Origin of the sequence: Solicola gregarius, from assembly GCF_025790165.1 — a bacterium.
Lineage (GTDB): Bacteria > Actinomycetota > Actinomycetes > Propionibacteriales > Nocardioidaceae > Solicola > Solicola gregarius.
In genome coordinates, this window is the sequence record NZ_CP094970.1 from 2107505 (window position 1) to 2127830 (window position 20326).

At 67.6% G+C, this 20326-nt stretch carries 16 protein-coding genes; 11 read left to right on the top strand and 5 right to left on the bottom strand.

The window, feature by feature from the left end:
- Positions 1-53 precede the first annotated feature (53 nt).
- Entirely contained in the window at positions 54-2084 is a 2031-nt protein-coding gene (locus tag L0C25_RS10490; protein ID WP_271636440.1) for an alpha/beta fold hydrolase, read from the top strand.
- A gap of 45 nt (positions 2085-2129) precedes the next feature.
- On the opposite strand, the gene L0C25_RS10495 is transcribed toward L0C25_RS10490, so the two are convergent.
- Positions 2130-2375: a helix-turn-helix domain-containing protein gene (locus tag L0C25_RS10495; protein WP_271636820.1), complete on the bottom strand. Its 246-nt coding sequence runs from the start codon at positions 2373-2375 to the stop codon at positions 2130-2132.
- A 243-nt stretch (positions 2376-2618) separates the two neighbouring features.
- Entirely contained in the window at positions 2619-3815 is a 1197-nt protein-coding gene (locus tag L0C25_RS10500) for an ROK family transcriptional regulator (RefSeq protein WP_271636441.1), read from the bottom strand.
- Positions 3816-3963: 148 nt separating this feature from the next.
- Here L0C25_RS10500 and L0C25_RS10505 point away from each other — a divergent pair, with 148 nt between their 5' ends.
- The 6 genes from L0C25_RS10505 (at position 3964) to L0C25_RS10530 (ending at position 12980) form a co-directional block, all read left to right on the top strand.
- Positions 3964-5493, top strand: coding sequence for a sugar ABC transporter ATP-binding protein (locus tag L0C25_RS10505; protein ID WP_271636442.1), 1530 nt, complete (start codon positions 3964-3966; stop codon positions 5491-5493).
- Positions 5490-6551, top strand: coding sequence for an ABC transporter permease (locus tag L0C25_RS10510; protein ID WP_271636443.1), 1062 nt, complete (start codon positions 5490-5492; stop codon positions 6549-6551). Before L0C25_RS10505 ends, L0C25_RS10510 begins: the two co-directional genes overlap by 4 nt.
- A 41-nt stretch (positions 6552-6592) precedes the next feature.
- Positions 6593-7633, top strand: coding sequence for a substrate-binding domain-containing protein (locus L0C25_RS10515; RefSeq protein ID WP_271636444.1), 1041 nt, complete (start codon positions 6593-6595; stop codon positions 7631-7633).
- A gap of 96 nt (positions 7634-7729) precedes the next feature.
- Positions 7730-8908 carry a Gfo/Idh/MocA family protein gene (locus L0C25_RS10520; RefSeq protein WP_271636445.1) on the top strand — a complete coding sequence of 393 codons (1179 nt, stop codon included), beginning with the start codon at positions 7730-7732 and terminating at the stop codon, positions 8906-8908.
- Between the two features lie 71 nt (positions 8909-8979).
- Entirely contained in the window at positions 8980-11970 is a 2991-nt protein-coding gene (locus L0C25_RS10525) for a family 16 glycoside hydrolase (RefSeq protein ID WP_271636446.1), read from the top strand.
- Complete coding sequence (locus tag L0C25_RS10530) at positions 11970-12980, top strand: sugar phosphate isomerase/epimerase family protein (protein ID WP_271636447.1); 1011 nt, start codon at positions 11970-11972, stop codon at positions 12978-12980. Before L0C25_RS10525 ends, L0C25_RS10530 begins: the two co-directional genes overlap by 1 nt.
- 40 nt (positions 12981-13020) lie before the next feature.
- Here L0C25_RS10530 and L0C25_RS10535 read toward each other — a convergent pair whose 3' ends face one another.
- On the bottom strand, positions 13021-13632 hold the full coding sequence (locus L0C25_RS10535) for a M15 family metallopeptidase (RefSeq protein ID WP_271636448.1): 612 nt from the start codon (positions 13630-13632) through the stop codon (positions 13021-13023).
- Between the two features lie 88 nt (positions 13633-13720).
- On the opposite strand from L0C25_RS10535, the gene L0C25_RS10540 reads away from it, so the two are divergent.
- The 4 genes from L0C25_RS10540 (at position 13721) to L0C25_RS10555 (ending at position 17551) form a co-directional block, all read left to right on the top strand.
- Complete coding sequence (locus tag L0C25_RS10540; RefSeq protein WP_271636449.1) at positions 13721-14416, top strand: response regulator transcription factor; 696 nt, start codon at positions 13721-13723, stop codon at positions 14414-14416.
- A gap of 10 nt (positions 14417-14426) precedes the next feature.
- Entirely contained in the window at positions 14427-15515 is a 1089-nt protein-coding gene (locus L0C25_RS10545) for a sensor histidine kinase (RefSeq protein WP_271636450.1), read from the top strand.
- A 736-nt stretch (positions 15516-16251) separates the two neighbouring features.
- The gene (locus L0C25_RS10550) at positions 16252-16908 is read left to right on the top strand and encodes an SDR family oxidoreductase (protein WP_271636451.1); all 657 of its coding nucleotides are present in this window, start codon (positions 16252-16254) and stop codon (positions 16906-16908) included.
- Between the two features lie 4 nt (positions 16909-16912).
- Positions 16913-17551 carry a cytochrome b gene (locus L0C25_RS10555; RefSeq protein ID WP_271636452.1) on the top strand — a complete coding sequence of 213 codons (639 nt, stop codon included), beginning with the start codon at positions 16913-16915 and terminating at the stop codon, positions 17549-17551.
- Positions 17552-17553: 2 nt separating this feature from the next.
- On the opposite strand, the gene L0C25_RS10560 is transcribed toward L0C25_RS10555, so the two are convergent.
- Together L0C25_RS10560 and L0C25_RS10565 are read right to left on the bottom strand one after the other, a co-directional pair.
- Positions 17554-18606, bottom strand: a complete 1053-nt coding sequence (locus L0C25_RS10560; RefSeq protein WP_271636453.1) for a multicopper oxidase domain-containing protein — start codon at positions 18604-18606, stop codon at positions 17554-17556.
- Between the two features lie 85 nt (positions 18607-18691).
- Positions 18692-20314: an OmpL47-type beta-barrel domain-containing protein gene (locus L0C25_RS10565; protein ID WP_271636454.1), complete on the bottom strand. Its 1623-nt coding sequence runs from the start codon at positions 20312-20314 to the stop codon at positions 18692-18694.
- Positions 20315-20326: the final 12 nt, after the last annotated feature.

Sequence of the window (20326 nt, forward strand, 5' to 3'; positions counted from 1 at the left end):
TGCGTCCGCTCTGCACTCTCTCTTTCGACCGTCGATCGCCGTAGAGTCACCATGTGGCCGACCGGGTCGACGTACGAGTGCTGGGGCGGGTCGAGGCATCCGCGTCCGGTACCCCGTTGGCGCTGCCCGGTGCGCGCGCGCGAACCGTCCTCGCGACGCTGGCGACGTACGTGGGCCGCGTCGTTTCGGCGGACCGGTTGCTGACGGCCATGTGGGTCGACGGCGAGATACCCGAGTCGGCGACGGGTCAGCTGCACACCTGCGTCTGGCGCCTGCGCTCGATGCTCGGTGGCGTCATCGAGACCCGCGGGGCCGGATATCTCCTGGTCGGCGACGACGTCGTCGTCGACGCGCGTGACTTCGAGGGCCAGGTTGCGCGCGGGCGTGCGGCGTACGCGGCAGGCCGACTCGACGCAGCCGCGGACACCCTTGCCGGCGGGCTCGCCCTGTGGCGAGGACCCGCGCTCACCGACGTGCCGGGGTTGGCGTCCGAAGCGGTACGACTCGAGGAGCTCCGGCGGTCGGCGCTCGCGATGCGCATCGACGCCGACCTCGAGCTCGGCCGACACGCGGATCTCGTCGCGGAGCTAAGCGGGCTGACGACCGAACGCCCACTCGACGAGCGCCTGCACGGTCAGCTGATGACGGCCCTGTACCGATCCGGCCGGGCGGCCGATGCCTTGACGGTCTTCGAGTCGGTTCGAGCGCGGCTGCGCGACGAGCTCGGCGTGGATCCGGGGGCCGGGCTTCGCGACGTGCACCAGCGAGTGCTGACCGAGGACCTGCTGGTGCCCGCGCGTACCGTGTCACCTCCGCCGACGCGGTACGTGACGAGCGGCGATGTGCACATCGCGTACCAGGTCGTCGGCGAGGGCGCACCCGACATCGTCTTCGTACCGGGGCTGTTGAGCCACCTCGACCTCTGGTGGGACGATCGCTCGACGGCGGACTTCTTCACCCGGCTCGCCGCGGTAGGCCGGCTGATCCTGTTCGACAAGCGCGATACCGGCTCGTCCGATCGAGCGCCCGGTGCGCAGACGCTCGAGGAGCGGATGGACGACGTCCGCGCGGTAATGGACGCGTGCGGGAGCGAGCGCGCCGTGCTGTTCGGGTACTCCGAGGGCGGGCCGATGAGCCTCCTGTTCGCGGCGACGTACCCGGAGCGGGTCGCGGGCCTCGTGCTTTCCGGCGCCTCAGCCAGGTGGTCGCCGGCGTACGACTATCCGTGCGGGCGGTCGTCGGCTTCGATGTTCGCCGACTTCGAGCGGCTCGCGGACAGCGCGTGGGGTCTCGGGCACAGCATCGAGCGGTACGCGCCGAGCATGGCCGACTCCGCCCGTGCCGTCGAGCTCGTCGGGCGACGGGAGCGGATGTCGGTGAGCCCGAGTGACTTCCTGCGGATGCTGGCGATGGTCCGCGACATCGACGTACGTTCGGTGCTGCCGAGTGTGCAGGCGCCCACCCTGATCATCCAGCGTGCCGACGATCGGGTCACGCCACCCGAACATGGGCGCTTCCTGGCGAGCCGGCTGCCGGACGCGCGATACGTCGAGCAGCCGGGCGACCATGTGATCTGGACCGGCGAAACCGATGGCGTTCTCGCCGCCGTCCAGGAACTCGTGTCCGGCCTGGCCGGCGAACGTACTCCCGAGCGGGTCCTGGCCACCGTGCTCGTGTGCGAGCCGGGCATCGTCGCGACCGACCTCGTCGAACGCCATCGCGGCGCGATCCTCGAGTCGGCGGCCCGGCTCGTCGCGACGTTCGACGGTCCGGCCCGTGCCCTCGCCTGTGCGCGGTCCATGGTGTCGGTGCCCGCGGGCGGCGACGCCCGGGTCGGCCTGCATGTCGGCGAGATCGATAAGGCGACGCCCGTCGCGCGCGGCCCGGCGTTCGAGGTCGCTGCGCGCGTCGCGGCCCTGGCAGACCCCGGCACGATCCAGGCATCGCGTACGGTCCCCGACCTGGTCGTCGGGTCCGGCGTGGCGTTCGAGGCACGCGGCAGCCATCGCCTCGTCGCCGACCGAGACGAAGAGTGGGAGGTTTTCGCCGTCGTGCAGACTCCGCTCGCTGGTGCAGGGCACTGACGAGTCGGACTCGAGCGCTGCAGCGCTGCTGCGACAACGCAGAGCTCAGGCGGTTTGAGGCTGGCGGTCGATGCCCAGGTCGTGCGGCAGCAGATCGGTGATCGGCACCGCGTAGAACTCCGCCAGCTCGTAGAGTCGCTGGACCGAGACCGATCGGTCGCCGCGCTCGTACGAGCTGACGACGACGGCCTTCCAGCGCCCGCGTGATCTCTGTTCGACGCCCTTCAGGGAGAGCCCGTGCCGCTGTCGGATCGCGCGCAGCCGCTGCCCTACCGCCTTGGCGTAGTCCATATTCCGCAAGTGGTCACTCCATCGGTAAATGCGAGTTACGTAGAGCGTACCCGTTACCAGGCTCGACCGTCCTGTTCACGTCTCATTCGGCGGAATTGATGTGGAATCCGTCGTGTGCGCCTGGTCCGATGACGATCTCATAGGTGAGGGTCAGTTCGGAATGCCTCGGCGTCGACCGGATCATTACCGTCCTTGCATCGCACGATGCGGCCGGCCAACCGAGCAACCGATCCCGACGCCCCCTCAGGTCCGGGAACGCTGCACGTACGCGTCGACCGCCTCAGGTGCGAGTACGGAGTCGATCACCATCGCGCTGGCACCGAGTACGCCGGCCTCGATGCCCGTCTTGGAGGTCACGATCTGGAGCCCGGTCGTGGCGAGGGGCAACGAGCGCTGGTAGACGACCTCGCGTACGCCCGCGAGCAGGAACTCCCCGGCTTCGGCGAGCTTGCCGCCGAGGACGATGATCGACGGGTTGAGCAGGCTGACACAGGTGGCGAGCACCGAACCGATGTCGCGGCCGGCCTGGCGTACGGCATGGACGGCGGCGACGTCGCCACCGCGTACCGCGTCGACGATGTCCTGCAGGGTCTCGGCAGTGCCGCCGGCGTCTCGGAGACGGGCCGCGATCGCCGGTCCGGCGGCGATCGCCTCGAGGCAGCCGGTGTTACCGCACCGGCACACGATCTCCTCGGCCGTCGTACTCGCGACCCGCACGTGCCCGAGGTCGCCCGCGGAACCTTGGGCGCCGCGGTCGAGGCTGCCGTCGGCGATGATTCCGGAGCCGATGCCGGTGGCCACCTTGACGAAGAGAACATGCTCGTGGCTCGACCATTGCCGCGAGTGCTCGCCGAGCGCCATCAGGTTCACGTCGTTGTCGACGAGAATGGTCGTGTCGAACGTCTTGCCGAGATGCCCGGGAACGTCGAACGCGTCCCAGCCGGGCATGATCGGCGGGTTCGTCGGTTTGCCGGTCGCGTGCTCGACGGGGCCCGGGATGCCGACGCCGATGCCCGCCAGCTCGGGCTGGTCGGCCTCTTCGAGCATCTCGGATGCCGCGACCGCGACTCGGTCGAGAACGGCGACCGGGCCGTCGGCGATCGACATGCCGACGGTCGTCTCCGCGAGCACCGAGCCGCCGAGATCGGTCAGCGCGACGCTCATATGGGTGGCACCGAGGTCGACGGCGAGGACGACGCGACTGGCGGTGTTCCAGGCGAACCGGGCCGCCGGTCGCCCGCCCGTACGCGCGGTTCCGCCGATCGGGGCGATCAGCCCGGCGGCGAGCAGGGCATCCACGCGCTGGGTGATCGTCGACCGGGCGAGCCCGGTCACTTGGGCCAGCTCTGCGCGGGTTCGGGGCTGGCCGTCGCGCAACAGCTGGAACAGGTCGCCTGCACCCGGCGCAGCGGCCGGCCCTGAGGTCGGAACTACGGACATGTGCACCTCTGATCGCTCGAATTTCCGGCTTCGTCGCTGGCCGCTGGCGGCGGTGGAACCAGATTAGCCGACGGGGTCCCCGTCTTACAGACGGGCGTCGACATACTTTCGCTTGCCATCCGTCATAAGTGGTGTCTAAGATCACGCCATGTCGACCGAGAGGGACGAGAATCCCGCACCCGTCCCGCTGCTCGAGATGCGCGGGATCGTCAAGCAGTTTCCGGGCGTCCGCGCGCTCGACGGCGTCGACCTCACGGTGCGGGCCGGCGAGGTGCATTGCCTGCTCGGGCAGAACGGCGCCGGGAAGTCCACCCTGATCAAGGTGCTCGCCGGCGCGTACGACATCGACGAGGGCGAGATCCGGTGGGACGGCGAAACCAAGCAGATCGGGTCGCCGCAGGAGGCGCTCGACCTCGGGGTCGCCACCATCTACCAGGAGCTCGATCTGATCGACGGGCTGTCGGTCGCCGAGAACATCTACCTCGGCCACGAGCTCGCCACCGGCGGCTTCACCCGCCGTGGGGCCGCGGCGGAGGCGACGCGGGACCTGATGCGGAGGCTCGGGCACCCCGAGATCCGCCCGGGCCGTGAGGTCGGCGCCCTCCCGTCGGCCGGCAAGCAGATCGTCTCGATGGCCCGAGCCTTGTCCCACGACGCCAAGGTGATCGTGATGGACGAGCCGACGGCGGCGCTCGACTCGGACGAGGTCGACGGGCTGTTCCGGGTGATCGCGGATCTCCGCGCCGAGGGGGCGGCGATCGTCTACATCTCCCACCGGCTCGAGGAGATCCGCCGCATCGGCGATCGCATCACGGTCCTCAAGGACGGACGTACGGTCGGCACCGACCTGCCCGCGTCGACCGAGACCACGACGCTGATCAATCTGATGACCGGACGGTCGATCGAGTATGTGTTCCCCGCCAAGCTCGGCGATGTCTCCGGCGCCGAGCCCGTCGTACAGGTCGAGAACCTGTCCCGGAAGGGCGAGTTCAGCGACGTCTCGTTCGACGTACGCCCCGGCGAGATCGTCGGGCTCGCGGGGCTCGTGGGCGCCGGCCGAAGCGAGATCCTGGAGACGATCTTCGGCGCTCGTAAGGCCGATTCGGGCACCGTCACGATCGGCGGTCGACGGTTGCGGAGGGGATCGGTCGCCGCCGCGGTGGCGGCCGGAATGGGGCTGTGCCCCGAGGAGCGCAAGTACCAGGGTCTCGTCCTCGACGATGCGATCTATCGCAACATCACGATGCCGACGTTCGGCCGGTTCGCGCGGTTCGGTTTCACCAACGCGACCGCCGAGCGGCGAGCGGCGAGTGACGCGGCCGGCTCGGTCGATCTGCGGCCGACCGATACCAGCCGCGTCACTCGGACGCTGTCCGGCGGCAACCAGCAGAAGGTCGTCCTCGCACGATGGCTACTGCGCGACTGCCGCGTACTGATGCTCGACGAGCCCACCCGCGGTGTCGACGTCGGTGCGCGAAGCGAGATCTACGCACTCATACGTCAGCTCGCCGAGGAAGGGGTCGCGGTGCTCGTGGTGTCGAGCGAGATCGAGGAGGTCCTCGGGCTCGCGGATCGCGTCCTCGTGATCTCCAACGGGCGGATCGTGCACCAGGGTGCGAGCGAGGACATCGACGAGCATGGGGTCCTCGACCTCGTGATGGAAGGGAGGGTCGCGTGAGCGACCGAACAACCGCGGCTGATGAAGGGCTGCCCGCGCAGAACGAGGAATCCGCCTCCAACGGACCCACTGGTCCGACTCAGGGGACGCAGCCCGGCGGCCGTGGCGTGCCGGCGTCGGTGGTCCGTAACCTGGGGCTGGTCATCGCGCTGGCCGTGCTGTTCGTGTACGGGACGGTGACGTCGGACAACTTCGCGACGTCGGACAACATGCTCACCATCCTGCGGCTCGCCGCGATCATCGGTGTGGTGTCGATCGGGATGACGTTCGTCATCATCGGCGGCGGAATCGACCTCTCGGTCGGAGCCGTGCTCGCGCTCGCGTCGGTCTGGGCGTCGACCACGGGCACCCTGCAGGTGGCGGAGGACTTCCACTGGATCGCGATCGTCACGACCGCCCTGATCGTCGGAACGGCCGCGGGCGTGATCAACGGCCTCCTGATCGCCTATGGGAGGGTCGTGCCGTTCATCGCTACGCTGGCGATGCTGGCCAGCGCCCGAGGACTTGCGGAGCTGATCGCGGACAACAAGACGCAGATCGTGAGCAACACCGGGTTCTTCGACTTCTTCGGCGCGGAGCCGCTCGGTATTCCGGTGCTGGTGATCATCTTCGTCGCGGTAGCGGCGATCGGCTGGGTCATGCTGAACCGGACGACGTTCGGCCGGCGTACGTTCGCCGTAGGAGGCAATTCCGAGGCCGCGCGGCTCGCGGGGATCAAGGTGCAGCGGCACACCCTCTACCTGTACGCGCTGGCCGGGCTTTGTGCCGGCATCGGCGCGGCGATGATGATCGCGCGGACCACTACGGGGAGTTCGACCCACGGCAACCTCTACGAGCTGGACGCAATCGCCGCCGTCGTCATCGGGGGCACCCTGCTGTCCGGTGGCCGTGGCTCCATCGTCGGCACCGTGCTCGGCGTGCTGATCCTGACCACGCTGACCAACGTGTTCATTCAGAACAACCTCTCCATCTCGGCGCAGTCCTTCGCCAAGGGGCTGATCATCGTCGCGGCGGTCCTGCTACAGCAGTGGCTTGCCCGGCGTAGCCGAGAAACCTAGCCACCCGTTCGCCAACCGAGTAATCCCTAGAGGAGCACCACATGTCCCGATTGACCCGCCGTCTCGCCGGAGGGGTCGGCCTGGCCGCTGCCGTCACGCTGGTCGCGACCGGCTGCACGAACTCCAGCGACGACGATGGCGATGACAACAACGCCCAGACCGCTACCAGCAACAACGACAAGCCTGGTGAGACCGTCACCATCGGCTTCTCCGCTCCCGCCGCCGATCACGGCTGGATTGCGGCCATCAGCGACGCGGCCCAGGAGGAGGCGAAGGAGTACGAGGACATCGACCTCAAGGTCGCTGAGGGCACCAGTGAGATCAACCAGCAGATCTCCCAGGTCGAGACCTTCATCAACGACAAGGTCGACGCCATCGTGCTGCTGCCCATCGACGGCGCCGGCCTGACGAATGTCGCGCTCAAGGCGATGGAAGCGGGAATCCCCGTGGTCAACGTCGACCGCGAGTTCGACTCACCGTTCGCCGCGCGTACCACCATCCTCGGCGACAATTACGGCATGGGCGTCTCGGCGGGGAAGTACATCTGCGACGAGGCCGATGGTGACACCGGCGCAATCGTGGCGGAGATCGCCGGCATCGACTCGCTGCCGCTGACCCAGGATCGCTCGCAGGGGTTCAAGGATGCCTTGGACGACTGCGGCCTCGACGTCGACAACCGGGTCGCGGCCGACTTCACGGTCGAGGGTGGCCAGCGCGCTGCCTCCAACCTCCTGCAAGCGGCACCGAAGATCGACTACCTGTGGAACCAGGACGACGATCAAGGTGTTGGTGTCATGGCCGCCATCGAAGAGGCCGGGCGCGACGAGTTCACCATGATCGGCGGCGCCGGGTCCAGGAACATGATGGACCTGATCAAGGCCGACAACTCGGTGATCAAGGCGACCGTGCTGTACCCGGCGACCCAGGCCGCGGACGGCATCAGGCTGGCGCGGTTGATCGCACAGGACAAGGCGCTGTCCGATCTGGTCGAGGTCGAGGTGCCGCGCACCATCGTGCTGTCCGCGCCGGTCGTGACCAAGGACAACGTCGACGAGTACATCGACGCGGCCTTCGATTCCTGAGCGGTCGACAACACCAACACAGCCGGCGACTCGGCGCCGCAGAAGCCGCTCGTCGTCCTGCAGCTACGGGGGTATCACAATGAGGAGGGCAGCACGATGACGAGGCCAGATCTTGGTGTCGGCATGGTCGGGTACGCGTTCATGGGCGCCGCCCACTCGCACGCCTGGCGTACGGCGCCGGAGTTCTTCGAGCTGCCGATGCGACCGCGGTTGCGGGCGCTCGCCGGTCGCAATGTCGATGCGGCGAGCGCCACCGCGCAGCGGTTCGAGTGGGAGTCCGTGACCCCGCGGTGGCAGGATCTACTCACGCGTGACGACGTCGACCTGATCGACATCTGTACGCCAGGCGATACCCATGCCGAGATCGCGATCGCGGCGCTCGAGGCCGGCAAGCACGTGCTGTGCGAGAAGCCGCTGGCGAACACGGTCGACGAGGCCGAGCGGATGGCGAAGGCGGCCGAAGCGGCGGCCCAGGCCTCGGGCGTACGGGCAATGGTCGGGTTCACGTACCGGCGTACGCCGGCCGTCGCGTACGCCCGTCGGCTGGTCGCCGACGGTCGGATCGGGACCATCCGACATGTGCGTGCGCAGTACTTGCAGGACTGGCTGTCGGACGAGAACGCGCCGCTCACCTGGCGGCTCGACAAGAACAAGGCCGGCTCGGGCGCCCTCGGCGACATCGGCGCGCACATCGTCGACCTGGCCCAGTTCGTCTCCGGCGACCGGATCGTGCGCGTCAACGGGATGCTCGAGACCTTTGTCGAGACCAGGCCCGTCGAGGGCGTCGCGTCCGGTATCGGCGGCGTCGGTACGACCGATGCCGAACGCGGACCGGTCACCGTCGACGACGCCGTCGCGTTCCTCGCTCGATTCGACGGAGGCGCGTTCGCGACCTTCGAGGCGACCCGCTACGCCAGCGGCCGGCGTAACGGGCTGCGCCTCGAGATAAACGGCACCGAAGGATCGTTGGCCTTCGACTTCGAGGACATGAACGTCCTGAACTTCTACGACGCGACGCAGCCGTCCGCGGAGCAGGGCTTCCGGCGCATCATCGTGACGCAGCCCGAGCACCCGTACCTCGAGGGATGGTGGCCACCGGGTCACGGCCTCGGGTACGAGCACGGCTTCACCCACCAGGTCGTCGACCTGGTCACCGATCTCGCCGAGGGTCGCCAGCCGCACCCGTCGTTCGCCGATGGGCTGAGCGTGCAGCGGGTGCTCGCGGCAGTCGAGTCGAGCGCGGCGGACGGTGGCTGGAAGGAGGCGTCCGGCTGAGCGTACGGCCGGACGCTTCTCGGCGGCGTCCGTGTGGCAGCGAGCAGGTCCCACGCCCCCTGGAGGATTTCGTGTCCACTCATCGATTCCGTCGAGCGCACATCGGGCTTGCCGCCGTTGCCGTCGCCGTCGCCGGCTTGGCAGTCGTGCCGGCGCCGTCGTCCGCGGCGGACGTGCCCGGCGTGACGCAGCGCGTGTTCGAGCTCGGTCGCAACCTCGAGACCCTGTGTACGTTGAAGGACAGTCAGACGCCGAACGTCGATGTACGTAAGGACAATGTCGACTGGTCGACGACCGACGACTTCGGTGGGTACGACGACCGCTTCCTTGTCCACGTACTCGGCACGATCACCGTGCCCGCCGACGGTACGTACACGTTCCGCCTGACCAGCGACGACGGCTCGAAGCTGTTCGTCGACGACGCCGAGGTGATAGACCACGACGGTCTGCACGAGGCGACCGACAAGGACGGCGATGTCGAGCTGACCGCCGGAGCGCACGACCTACGGGTGGAGTACTTCGAGGCGACGAACGAGCAGGTACTGAAGCTGTCGTGGAAGCCGCCGGGTGCGGAGGAGTTCACCGTCGTACCCCAGGACGTCCTGACCACCGAGGACCCGACCCGGGTGACGGCTCCAGGGGTGAAGCAGTGCGAGGGAGACGACGACTCGCCCGGTGACGGATTGCCGCTCGGGGACGTGCATCCGGACTACGACCTCACGGACCTGCGGCCCGAAGGCTTCGAGCCCGACGTCTCCGGGATGGCGTGGTTCCCCGACGGTCGACTGGCCGTGCTCACCTGGGGGAAAGACCAGGAGTCGCACAGCGGCAAGCTGTACGTACTGCGAAATGTCACCGGCAAGACCGGATCGGAGCAGGTCAAGGTACGAAAGGTGGCCGATGAGCTGCGCGAGCCGCAGGGCGTGGCGATCGTCAAGGGCAAGATCTACGTCGCACAGAAGCACGAGCTGAGCCGGCTGGTCGACGCCGACCGCGACGGCACGTACGAGAAGACGAAGACGATCGCGAAACTGCCCACGAGCGGCAACTTCCACGAGTTCGCGTTCGGCCTGCTGTACAAGAAGGGCTACTTCTACCTGAGCCTGTCGGTCGCGCTCGAGAAGTCCGGTTCGTCGGTTGATCCGCAGCCGGCCAAGAACCGCGGTACGAGCCTGCGCATCAACGCCGAGACCGGGAAGATCGACTACGTCGCCGGCGGCCTGCGTACGCCCAACGGGATGGGGTGGGGTCCGGACGGCAGCGTGCTCGTCACCGACAACCAGGGCGACTGGCTGCCCGCGAACAAGCTCGTCCAGATCAAGCGCGGCGCGTTCTACAACCACTACACGAACCCGTCGGGTCGCTTCGACGACAACCCCGTGACCCAACCGGTGCTGTGGATGCCGCAGAACGAGATCGCCAACTCGCCGTCGACACCGGTCGTGTTGAAGGACGGTCCGTTCGCCGGGCAGTTGGCGATCGGTGACGTCACCTACGGGGGGTTGCAGCGGGCGTACCTCGAGAAGGTCGGCGGGACGTACCAGGGAGCCCTGTTCCGGATGACCCAGGGGCTCGAGGCCGGCGTGAACGAGGTGAGCGTCGGGCCCGACGGCGCGATCTACGTCGGTGGTATCGGCTGGGAAGGCAACTGGGGCCAGCCCAACAAGCTCCGGTTCGGGCTGCAGAAGCTCGACACCAACGGCAAGAACGTCATGGACATCAAGAAGATGGAGCTCACCCGGCGCGGCTTCGACCTGACGTACACCAAGCCGGTTTCCGCCGAGACGCTGCAGGATCTCGCCTCCGGATACCAGGTCGAGCAGTGGCGGTACTCGCCGACCGACACGTACGGCGGGCCGAAGGTGGACGAAGAGAACCTGTCCGTACGTAAGGCGACCGCCAGCCAGAACGGTAAACGGGTCAGCCTGACGATCGACGGCCTCAGGCCCGGACGGGTCGTGCACGTACGCTCGCCGCGCCCGTTCACGTCGGCCGGCGGCCAGGAGTTGTGGAGCACCGAGGCCTGGTACACGCTGAACAAGCTTCCCGGCTACAAGGACCCGGCGACCAGCAAGGGCCTGTACGAGTCGGAAGAGGCCCAGCTGTCCGGCGGTGCCGCCTTGGCGACCGACCACACCAGCTACTCCGGCGCCGGGTTCGTCGCGGGCTATGGGAGCAAGGGTGCGGCGACCGTACATCGGGTCACGGCCAAGAAGTCGGGCAAGCAGCAGGTCCGCATCCGCTACTCCAACGGGCCGGACCCGTCCGACGGCCCGAAGACGCTGGGCCTCTTCGTCAACGGGAAGTTCGTCAAGCAGGTCACGTTCCCGAGCACCGGCGACTGGCAGACGTGGGCGTATGTGAACAGCAAGCTGGCACTGCGCAAGGGCTCGAACACCATCGAGCTGCGCAACCGCAAGGCCGACACCGGCCACGTCAATCTCGACTTCGTCAAGCTGGGCTCGGATTCCGACATCTGTCGTGCGGCCAAGCCGAGCAAGGGCTACGCGTCGCTGTTCGACGGTACGCTCGCCAGCCTGGGTGGATGGCGGATGGCGGGTCCGGGTGCGTTCGCGCGTCGGCACGACTGCACGCTGCGTACGGTCGGCGGCATGGGTCTGCTGTGGCACCAGGACGAGCTGGAGGACTACAGCCTGAAGGCGGACTGGAAGCTGTCGGGCGACGACAACGCCGGAGTGTTCGTCGGCTTCCCCGATCCCGGCGACGACCCGTGGGTGGGCGTCGACCACGGGCACGAGATCCAGATCGATGCGACCGACGCGGACGACAAGACGACCGGCGCGGTCTACGGGTTCCAGGGTGCCGACCTCGAGGCCCGCGACAAGGCGTTGAAGCCGCCGGGCGAGTGGAACTCGTACCGGTTGAGGGTGGAGGGCAACCGGATCAGGATCTACCTCAACGGCACCCTGATCAACGACTACACCAACACCGACGAGAATCGGATGGTGCCGCCGAGCTTCGTCGGGCTGCAGAATCACGGCAACGACGACACGGCGTACTTCCGCAACATCGAGATCAAGAAGCTGGAGGGTGGCCGCTGATGACGCGACCAATCACCTTGTTCACCGGCCAATGGGCGGATCTGCCGTTCGAGGAGGTGGCCAGGCTGGCGTCGGAGTGGGGGTACGACGGGCTCGAGATCGCCTGCTGGGGCGACCACTTCGACGTGTGGGCCGCGGTCGAGGACGACTCGTACGTGCAGGGCAAGCGCGACCTGTTGGCGCGCTACGGCCTGGAGGTGTACGCGATCTCGAACCACCTCAAGGGCCAGGCGGTGTGTGACGATCCGATCGACCAGCGCCACCGCGACATCCTTCCCGACCGCATCTGGGGCGACGGTGACGCCGAGGGCGTACGCCAGCGGGCCGCGGAGGAGATGAAGACGACTGCCCGGGCAGCGTCGAAGCTCGGCGTGAACACCGTCATCGGCTTCACGGGCTCCGCGATCTGGAAGTACGTGGCGATGTTCCCGCCCGTCGGCGCCGATGTGATCGACGCGGGCTACCAGGACTTCGCCGACCGGTGGAATCCGATTCTCGACGTGTTCGATCAGGAGGGTGTGCGGTTTGCCCACGAGGTGCATCCGAGCGAGATCGCGTACGACTACTGGTCGGCGACGCGCGCCCTCGAGGCGATCGGGCACCGGGAGGCGTTCGGCCTGAACTGGGATCCGTCGCACTTCGTATGGCAGGACCTGGACCCGGTCGGCTTCCTGTGGGACTTCCAGGACCGCATCTACCACGTCGACTGCAAGGACGCGAAGAAGCAGACCGGCAACGGCCGCAACGGCCGGCTGGGCTCCCATCTGCCGTGGGGCGACCCGCGGCGCGGTTGGGACTTCGTGTCGACCGGCCGTGGCGACGTCCCGTGGGAGCAGTGCTTCCGTACGCTCAACGCCATCGGCTACGAGGGACCGATCTCGATCGAGTGGGAGGACGCCGGGATGGACCGCCTCGTCGGCGCGCCCGAGGCGCTCGCGTACGTCCGAGCCAATCTGTTCGACGCTCCCGACGCGGCGTTCGACGCGGCGTTCTCGGCATCGTCGGAGTAGTCATTCCACCAGCGGCCGCAGCTGTCTACCGCATCCGGCTTCATTGCTGCATCCTCGGGTCCTCGGTGGGGTCGGCGTACGGGGGTGGGCAGCCGTTCTCGCTTGCTTCGGGGCGAAGCTCGTAGTGCCACGGTTCGTTGGCGTAGATCTGACACAGCCCGTACGCCGCGCCGTATTCGGACAGCCACGCCGTCGCGTCGTCGTCCCCGATGTCGACCGCGTCGCCTGAGACGTGCGGAGACGTCTCGGCGGTCGCGACCCATCGGGCGGCTTCCTCCTCTGAGCCGTACTCCGAGACCGCCTCCTGGAGGAGCTGATCCTGATAGGCGGGTGTTCGCCAGCCGCTGTTGACGTAGAACTCGATCTCGTCGTCGGCAGCGTCGGATGCCGCCTGGCGGAGGGCACTGAGCAGATCCGGCTCGATGTTGGTCACGGCCGGGAACTCGTCGTCGAAGACGGTCACCCCGTCAGGGACGGCGCCCTCGAGGCGCTCGCGCGGCTCCGCGGGGGTGGGCAGTGATGCCAACGAAGACGAGGCCGTCCACAACGGGTGCCCGAGGACGCCGACGAGGATCGCCGCGATGGCCACAACGGTAGCCAGGATGAGTGATCTAGCTCGACGGGCTCCGGTACGTGCGGTTCTGAGAGTCATGCCTCGAGTCAACGCAGCGCGATGTTGTCAGCGCGTATGCGGATTTCGATACAGCGACGATATGTGCGCGCTCGTAGCATGGACGAGCATGCGCGTGTTGATCGTCGAGGACGAGCCCTATCTGGCCGAGGCAATCCGTGATGGGCTGCGCCTCGAGGCGATCGCGGCCGACATGGCCGCCGACGGCGACAGCGCCCTCGAGCTGCTGAGCATCAACGCGTACGACATCGCCGTCCTCGATCGAGACATTCCCGGGCCCAATGGGGACGAGGTCGCCAAGCAGATCATCGCCTCCGGCAGCGGCATGCCGATCCTCATGCTCACCGCCGCGGATCGTCTCGACGACAAGGTCACCGGGTTCGAGCTCGGCGCCGACGACTACCTCACCAAGCCGTTCGCGCTGCAGGAGCTCGTGCTCAGGCTCCGAGCGCTCGACCGCAGGCGCGCGTACAACAGGCCACCCGTGCACGAGATCGCCGGCCTGCGGCTGGACCCGTTTCGTCGCGAGGTCTACCGCGACGAGCGCTACGTAGCGCTCACCCGCAAGCAGTTCGCCGTGCTCGAGGTCCTCGTTGCCGCCGAGGGCGGTGTCGTCAGCGCCGAAGAGCTTCTCGAACGAGCGTGGGACGAGAATGCCGACCCGTTCACCAACGCCGTTCGCATCACGGTCTCGGCACTGCGCAAGCGTCTCGGCGAACCTTGGTTGATCGCCACGGTGTCCGGCGTCGGCTATCGCATCGACACGGGGCCCGGCATCGAGCCCCAGGGAGCGGATCGTGGATAGGGCGCCCGGCATGAGTGTTCGGCTGAAGCTCACCTTCAGCTATGCCGGCTTCCTGATGGTGGCGGGTGCCCTACTGCTCGTCACCGTGTGGGTCTTCCTGCTGCGATACGTACCGGACCATCAGATCGTGGTAGGGCAGGGCGATAGCGACTTTCCCGCGCGCTACGCTCCCAACCGCTCGGACCTTCAGGAGGCATTCGCTCCACGAGCGGCCGAGGCGATGGCGGTTCTACTGGTGTTCGGTCTCGTCGGAGGGTGGGTTCTCGCCGGTCGTATGCTCTCGCCGCTGACCCGCATCACGAACGCGACCCGTCGGGCGACGAGCGGGTCGCTCTCCCATCGGATCGAGCTGGAAGGCCGAAAGGACGAGTTCCGTGAGCTCGCCGACAGCTTCGACGCGATGCTCGCCCGGGTCGAGGCGCAGGTCGCCGAACAGCAGAGGTTCGCGGCCAACGCGTCGCACGAGTTGCGTACTCCACTGGCCGTCATGCAGACGATGCTGGAGGTGGCCCGCAAAGATCCGGATCACGGCAGCGGCGAGCTCGTCGAGCGCCTCAGCGTCGTCAACGCCAGAGCGATCGACCTCACCGAGGCGTTGCTCGTGCTGACCCGCGCCGACCAGCGATCCTTCACCCGAGAGCCCGTCGACCTGTCGCTCACTGCGGAGGAGGCGGCCGAGACGCTGCTACCGCTTGCAGAGACGCATGGCGTCACGATGGAGACCTCCGGCGAGATAGCAATCGCCTCGGGCTCACGCGCGCTACTGCTGCAGATGACGACGAACCTGCTGCACAACGCGATCGTCCACAATCTCCCCGAGGGCGGCACCGTGCGGGTGGGCACGACCGCCCGGTCCGACGCCGTCACGCTCACGGTCGAGAACACCGGCCGGCAGCTCACCGCGCAGCAGGCCTCAACGCTGGTCGAGCCGTTTCAGCGAGGGACCGAACGGGTGCGCACCGACCACGCGGGTGTCGGTCTGGGGCTGGCGATCGTCCAGAGCATCGTCTTGGCGCACGATGGAACGCTCACCCTCACCCCGCGCGACGCAGGCGGGCTGTACGCCACGGTACGTCTGCCCGCCCCACCGACCCGATGAGTCTCATTCTCGGCGGGCGGATTCAAGCGGTCAGTGCAACACCGGATGGTTCGGTACCGGCCCGACCGTGGCGACGAAGGAATCTGCATTTGGCCCGCGAATCGGGGCCAAATGCAGGGTCTCTTCGCAACGGGCGTCACCCCTTCGCGTCCGCCCGAGAACTTCTCGAATCTTCTCGACCTCCCTTGTGGATAAGGCGCCTGGGCACCCGATCCTGTCAGTGGAGGCTGGCAGAATATGTGCTATGAGGGCGGCCACACTCACCGACGACGTCGAGCCCGAGCCGCCCGCCGACCACGCCCAGACGCCACGAATGAACCCGACGGCCGGACCGACGATGCGACGCTGCGCGGTGGCGAGCGGCCGGAGGCGTTCAAGCGTCCGACACGTCGGCTCCGCAAGACCGTGCTGTATGTGCATTACGACCGGGTCTGGGGCACCTGGGCACTCGAAGGCGTCGGACCGATCACCCGGTCGGAGGCGATGGACATCGTCGGGCACTCGCAGGTCACCGTGAAGCCGGTGATCGACCTGCACGAGACCAATCGCCGGACGGTAGGACGTACCTGGTCACCGGCGGAACGACGACGAAACTGCCCGGCCGCATCAGCCGACCGACCGAACGCCGACGAAAACGTGATGCCGCCTAGACCCCCGCCACAGCCAACGCCGTGGCGGGGCACTGGCATGCCTGCACGATAGGCGCCGAATCGCTCCCTTCGTACAATGTCGTCGTATGACCGAGAAAGTCGTCGTCATCGTCGGTGCGGGGCCAGGAGTCAGCGGGTCCCTTGCCCGTATCTACGCGCAGGAGGGGTGCGCCGTCGGCCTGATCGGAATCGATCCGGTGCCCCTGACCGACTTGGGCGATGAGCTGACCGCGATGGGCGTGGACGTCGGCCACGTCGTTGCGGACGTGACGGACGCAGCCGCCGCGGCGTCTGCGGTCTCGCAGCTCGGCGAGCGGTTCGGCCGCGTCGACGTACTGCACTTCAACCCGAGCGCGTTCCGGGAGAAGGACCCGCTGCAGCTGAGCGCCGAGGAGCTGCTCGCCGACGTCGCACTGGGCGCGGGCGCCCTGCTCACCGTCGTACAAGCAGCGCGTCCGTTCCTGCGCGACGGTGCCCGGGTGACGGTCACCGGGAGCATGGCAGCGGACAAGCCATGGAACAAGGCAGCGTCATTGGGCGTGCAGAAGGCCGCCGTCCGCAACCTGGTGCAGAGCCTCGACGCGACCCTGCGGCCGGACGGGATCCGTGCCGTTTCGGTGACGGTTCGGGGAACCCTGGCTGCCGACGGGCCCTTCACGCCGGATCGGGTGGCGCAGGCGCTGCGCGCGGCCGCCGCGCAGGACGAAGACAGTTGGCGGTCCGAGATTCCGTACGCGGGCTGAGCGCGTGCGCCTGCGTAACGGTCCGCACGGCTACGGGCTGGCGACCAAGCTGCTGCATTGGCTGACGTTCGCGGTGGTCGTGACCCAGTTCGCCGTGGGTTGGACGATGAATCCCGACGACGCTCTGGATCGCGAGGACGAACGTTTGGACGTACTGGAGGAGCGCTCCGAGGAAGGTGGGGAGGCGTCCGAGGAACGAGCGGAGGCCGAGATCGACCGGCGTGAGGACGCGCTCGACGCGCGCGAGGACGACATCGCGGCGGACACGTTCTCGGACCTCGTGTCGGGCGACTTCCTCTCCTCGGGAGTCTCGGGTCTCGAGTGGCACGTGCTGTTTGGACTGATCGTCCTGGCACTCGGCGTGCTACGTGTGGTCTGGCGGATGATCACGCCGCTTCCGCCATGGGCCGAGCATCTTGCGGCGGGCGAACGCACCTTCGAGTCGTGGCTGGAGAAGATCCTGCTGTCGCTGTTGCTCGTGGTGCCGCTCACCGGACTGTTCATGGTGGCCGGTAGCACCGGCTTGCTCCCGGTCCATGTCGGTGCCCAGATCGCATTGCTGACGGCGGTTTCGCTGCATGTGAGCCTGGTTCTCAAGCACACGGTGGTGCGACGAAACCGCCATCTCGCCCGAATGCTCTGACGTCACATGCCGGTGTGTCCGTCGTGGTTCGGTGGATGTCCGGGTGGCGGGTCGCCGTTCTTCTTGTGCACGTGGAAGAACGTCGACATTCCCATATCGGAGTGGGTCTGGAGGTGACAGTGCAGCATCCAGTGCCCGGGGCCTGACATCTCGCCGGCGATCACCTGGAACCCGAAGCTGTCACCCGGGCCGATCGTCTTGTTGTCGATGATCCGGATGTCGTCGGCCCAGGGCACGTCGCTGATCACCCCGGTACGGGTGTCGGCCCAGTTGTGGCCGTGCAGGTGCCAGGTGTGCAACTCACTGCCGAGCGCGAGGTTCACGAACTCGATCCGCTCACCCTGGTTGGCGACGATGCTGGTGTTGCTGCGCTTCGGGTTCTCCATGTCGTACGTGTCGGTGTCGGGGTAGCGCCGGCCGTTCAGCGTCATACCGTCACCCATCGCGGTCACGTACGTGTGCTTGGGCAGGGGATCGGACTTGCGGCGTACGATCAGCGCGCCGTACAGCCCGGCGTTGAGACCGGCCGTGCCGTGGGCGGTGCCGACCATGTGGTCGTGGTACCACCAGTAGCCCGCCGTCCCCGCGATGCCGCGCTTGCGTGCCGGCGGCCGCGCGTACCAGATGTACGTGCGCTTCTTGCCCGGCGCGACGTACGAGTTGCTGTGCAGGGTGCCGTCAGATGTGCGGTTGTAGCGCACCCCGTGCGGATGGAGCGAGACACCGAGCGGAATCTCCTTGTCGGTACGCAGCTTCTGCAGGGTCTCCTTGGAGACCTCGTTGTGCAACGTGATCGCGATGCACTCACCTTCGAGCATCTCGATCGTGGGGCCCGGGTACGAAGCCTTGTCGGGATCGTGTCCGTAGCCGAGCCGCACCTCGTCGTCGTACGCGGGCAGCTCGACCGCGTACAGCTGGAGATGACGGGTGGGCTGGGGGAAACCTGCGGGCACGTCGTCGGCGAGCGCCGACTCGACGCCGGACAGCCCGGTCATGCCGGCCGCGACCGGTACGGCGGACAGGCCGCGTAGAAGGGTACGGCGTTCGATCGTCATCGGGGATCCTGCTCCTCACGTCGATGGATGCTGCAATGAGCGCCGCGCGATGCGTCGGCATTCTCGGCGTTGCGCCAGGCGCATGTCATCGCTTACGGGCACCGTCCTTACCTACATCGGACCGCTTCGCGGCGCGGATGATCTTCGTACGTTCACCGGCGCTCACGGTGCCTTCCTCTACGAGATCGGCAAGCGTGCGTCGCGCGTGGGCGACGAAGCCAGCGTGGGTCGACCAACGCGCCTCGTCGTGGATCCGATCGTCGACGGTGCAGCCGCCTCCCGCATCGCGGTTGCGAACCCCACTGTTGACGCTGCCCATCACGACCGTCGGGCTCGGGTCGGGCTCGGCGCAGACGGGCTCCTCCGGGGGTGCCGAGACGATCGTGAACGTCACGCGCTTGGCGTCCGACGTGTTGCCGGCAGCGTCGGTCGCTCGGTAGTCGACGGCGTGGTCGCCCTCGTCCTCGACCTTGACCGGCTCCTCGTACGCCTGCCATTCGCCGTCGTCGAGCTTGTACTCGATCTTGTCGACGCCCGAGCCGTCGTCGGTCGCGTCGACCTTGACGGTCACCGGGCCGATGTAGTTCCAGTCGGCGCCCTGGCTTCCCTGCACCGCGGCGGTGGCCGTCGGAGCCTCGGTGTCGTCGTCGGGCCCTTCGACCACGGTGAACTTCTTCTGCACCGCGTCGGAGGCGTTGCCGGCCTTGTCGGTCGCCCTGGCCTGCACCGTGTGGTCGCCGACCTTGTTCACCTTGACCGCATCGGCGTACGCCTGCCATTCGCCGTCGTCGAGCTTGTACTCGACCGTGTCGACACCGGACTCGCTGTCGGTCGCGTCGACCATCAGCTCGGCGGATCCGACGTACGCACCGTCGTTGTTGGTGTCACCGTGCAGCATCAGGCTGACCTCGGGCGGTGCGGTGTCATTACCGTCGTCCTTGACCACCTTGAACTGTTTGGAGCCCTCCTCGGACTTGTTGCCGGCGCCGTCGGTCGCGCGGTAGCCGATGGTGTGGTCGCCGACCTTGTCGACGACGACCGGATCGGAGTACGCCTTCCAGCCGAGGTCGTCGACCTGGTACTCGACCTTGTCGACGCCCGATCCGCCCTCGTCGGTTGCGGTCACGGAGATCTTCGCCTGACCGATGAAGGCGCCGGCGTCGTTCTTCTCGCCCTCGATCTTGGCGTTCGCGACGGGCGGCGTGGTGTCGTCGCCGGGATCGCCACCACCGGTCACCTTGAGCTCGCCGACCATCTGACCGTGTCCGGGAATCGTGCAGTGGAACCGGTAGGTGCCCTTGGTGAGCGTGACGTCGACAGACCATTTGCCGTTGTTCTCGTCATCGGGGTACGCCAGGATGTCGAGGTCGACATCGTGGTTGTATCCCTCGGTCGTGGTGTCGAACGTCAGCGTGTGCTGCATTCCGCTGGTGTTGCCGGTCGCCTTGCTGTTCTCGAACACGATGGTCGTCGGCCCGGCCTCGGCCTCGGTTGGCGCCGACTTGTACGCCGTCGTGCTGTTGTCGGCCGTCCAGGTGAGCGTCTGTGCCGCCTGCGCGGTCGCGGGCTCCGGCTCGCTGACCGCGGGCCGATCGTCGTCGCGGCCCGCGGCGTACGCACCGCTGCCCGCGAAGGCGAGCATTCCGAGTACGAGCGCCAGCGCCGCAAGGATGCCTATCGGGCGTGCGTTGTCTATTGATCTGCGCATGGCAAGTCCTCT

Coding starts and splice junctions, on each gene's coding strand:
- L0C25_RS10495 (WP_271636820.1), bottom strand. CDS start 2,375: ATGGACTACGCCAAGGCGGTAGGGCAGCGGCTGCGCGCGATCCGACAG.
- L0C25_RS10500 (WP_271636441.1), bottom strand. CDS start 3,815: ATGTCCGTAGTTCCGACCTCAGGGCCGGCCGCTGCGCCGGGTGCAGGC.
- L0C25_RS10505 (WP_271636442.1), top strand. CDS start 3,964: ATGTCGACCGAGAGGGACGAGAATCCCGCACCCGTCCCGCTGCTCGAG.
- L0C25_RS10515 (WP_271636444.1), top strand. CDS start 6,593: ATGTCCCGATTGACCCGCCGTCTCGCCGGAGGGGTCGGCCTGGCCGCT.
- L0C25_RS10520 (WP_271636445.1), top strand. CDS start 7,730: ATGACGAGGCCAGATCTTGGTGTCGGCATGGTCGGGTACGCGTTCATG.
- L0C25_RS10530 (WP_271636447.1), top strand. CDS start 11,970: ATGACGCGACCAATCACCTTGTTCACCGGCCAATGGGCGGATCTGCCG.
- L0C25_RS10535 (WP_271636448.1), bottom strand. CDS start 13,632: ATGACTCTCAGAACCGCACGTACCGGAGCCCGTCGAGCTAGATCACTC.
- L0C25_RS10540 (WP_271636449.1), top strand. CDS start 13,721: ATGCGCGTGTTGATCGTCGAGGACGAGCCCTATCTGGCCGAGGCAATC.
- L0C25_RS10545 (WP_271636450.1), top strand. CDS start 14,427: ATGAGTGTTCGGCTGAAGCTCACCTTCAGCTATGCCGGCTTCCTGATG.
- L0C25_RS10550 (WP_271636451.1), top strand. CDS start 16,252: ATGACCGAGAAAGTCGTCGTCATCGTCGGTGCGGGGCCAGGAGTCAGC.
- L0C25_RS10560 (WP_271636453.1), bottom strand. CDS start 18,606: ATGACGATCGAACGCCGTACCCTTCTACGCGGCCTGTCCGCCGTACCG.
- L0C25_RS10565 (WP_271636454.1), bottom strand. CDS start 20,314: ATGCGCAGATCAATAGACAACGCACGCCCGATAGGCATCCTTGCGGCG.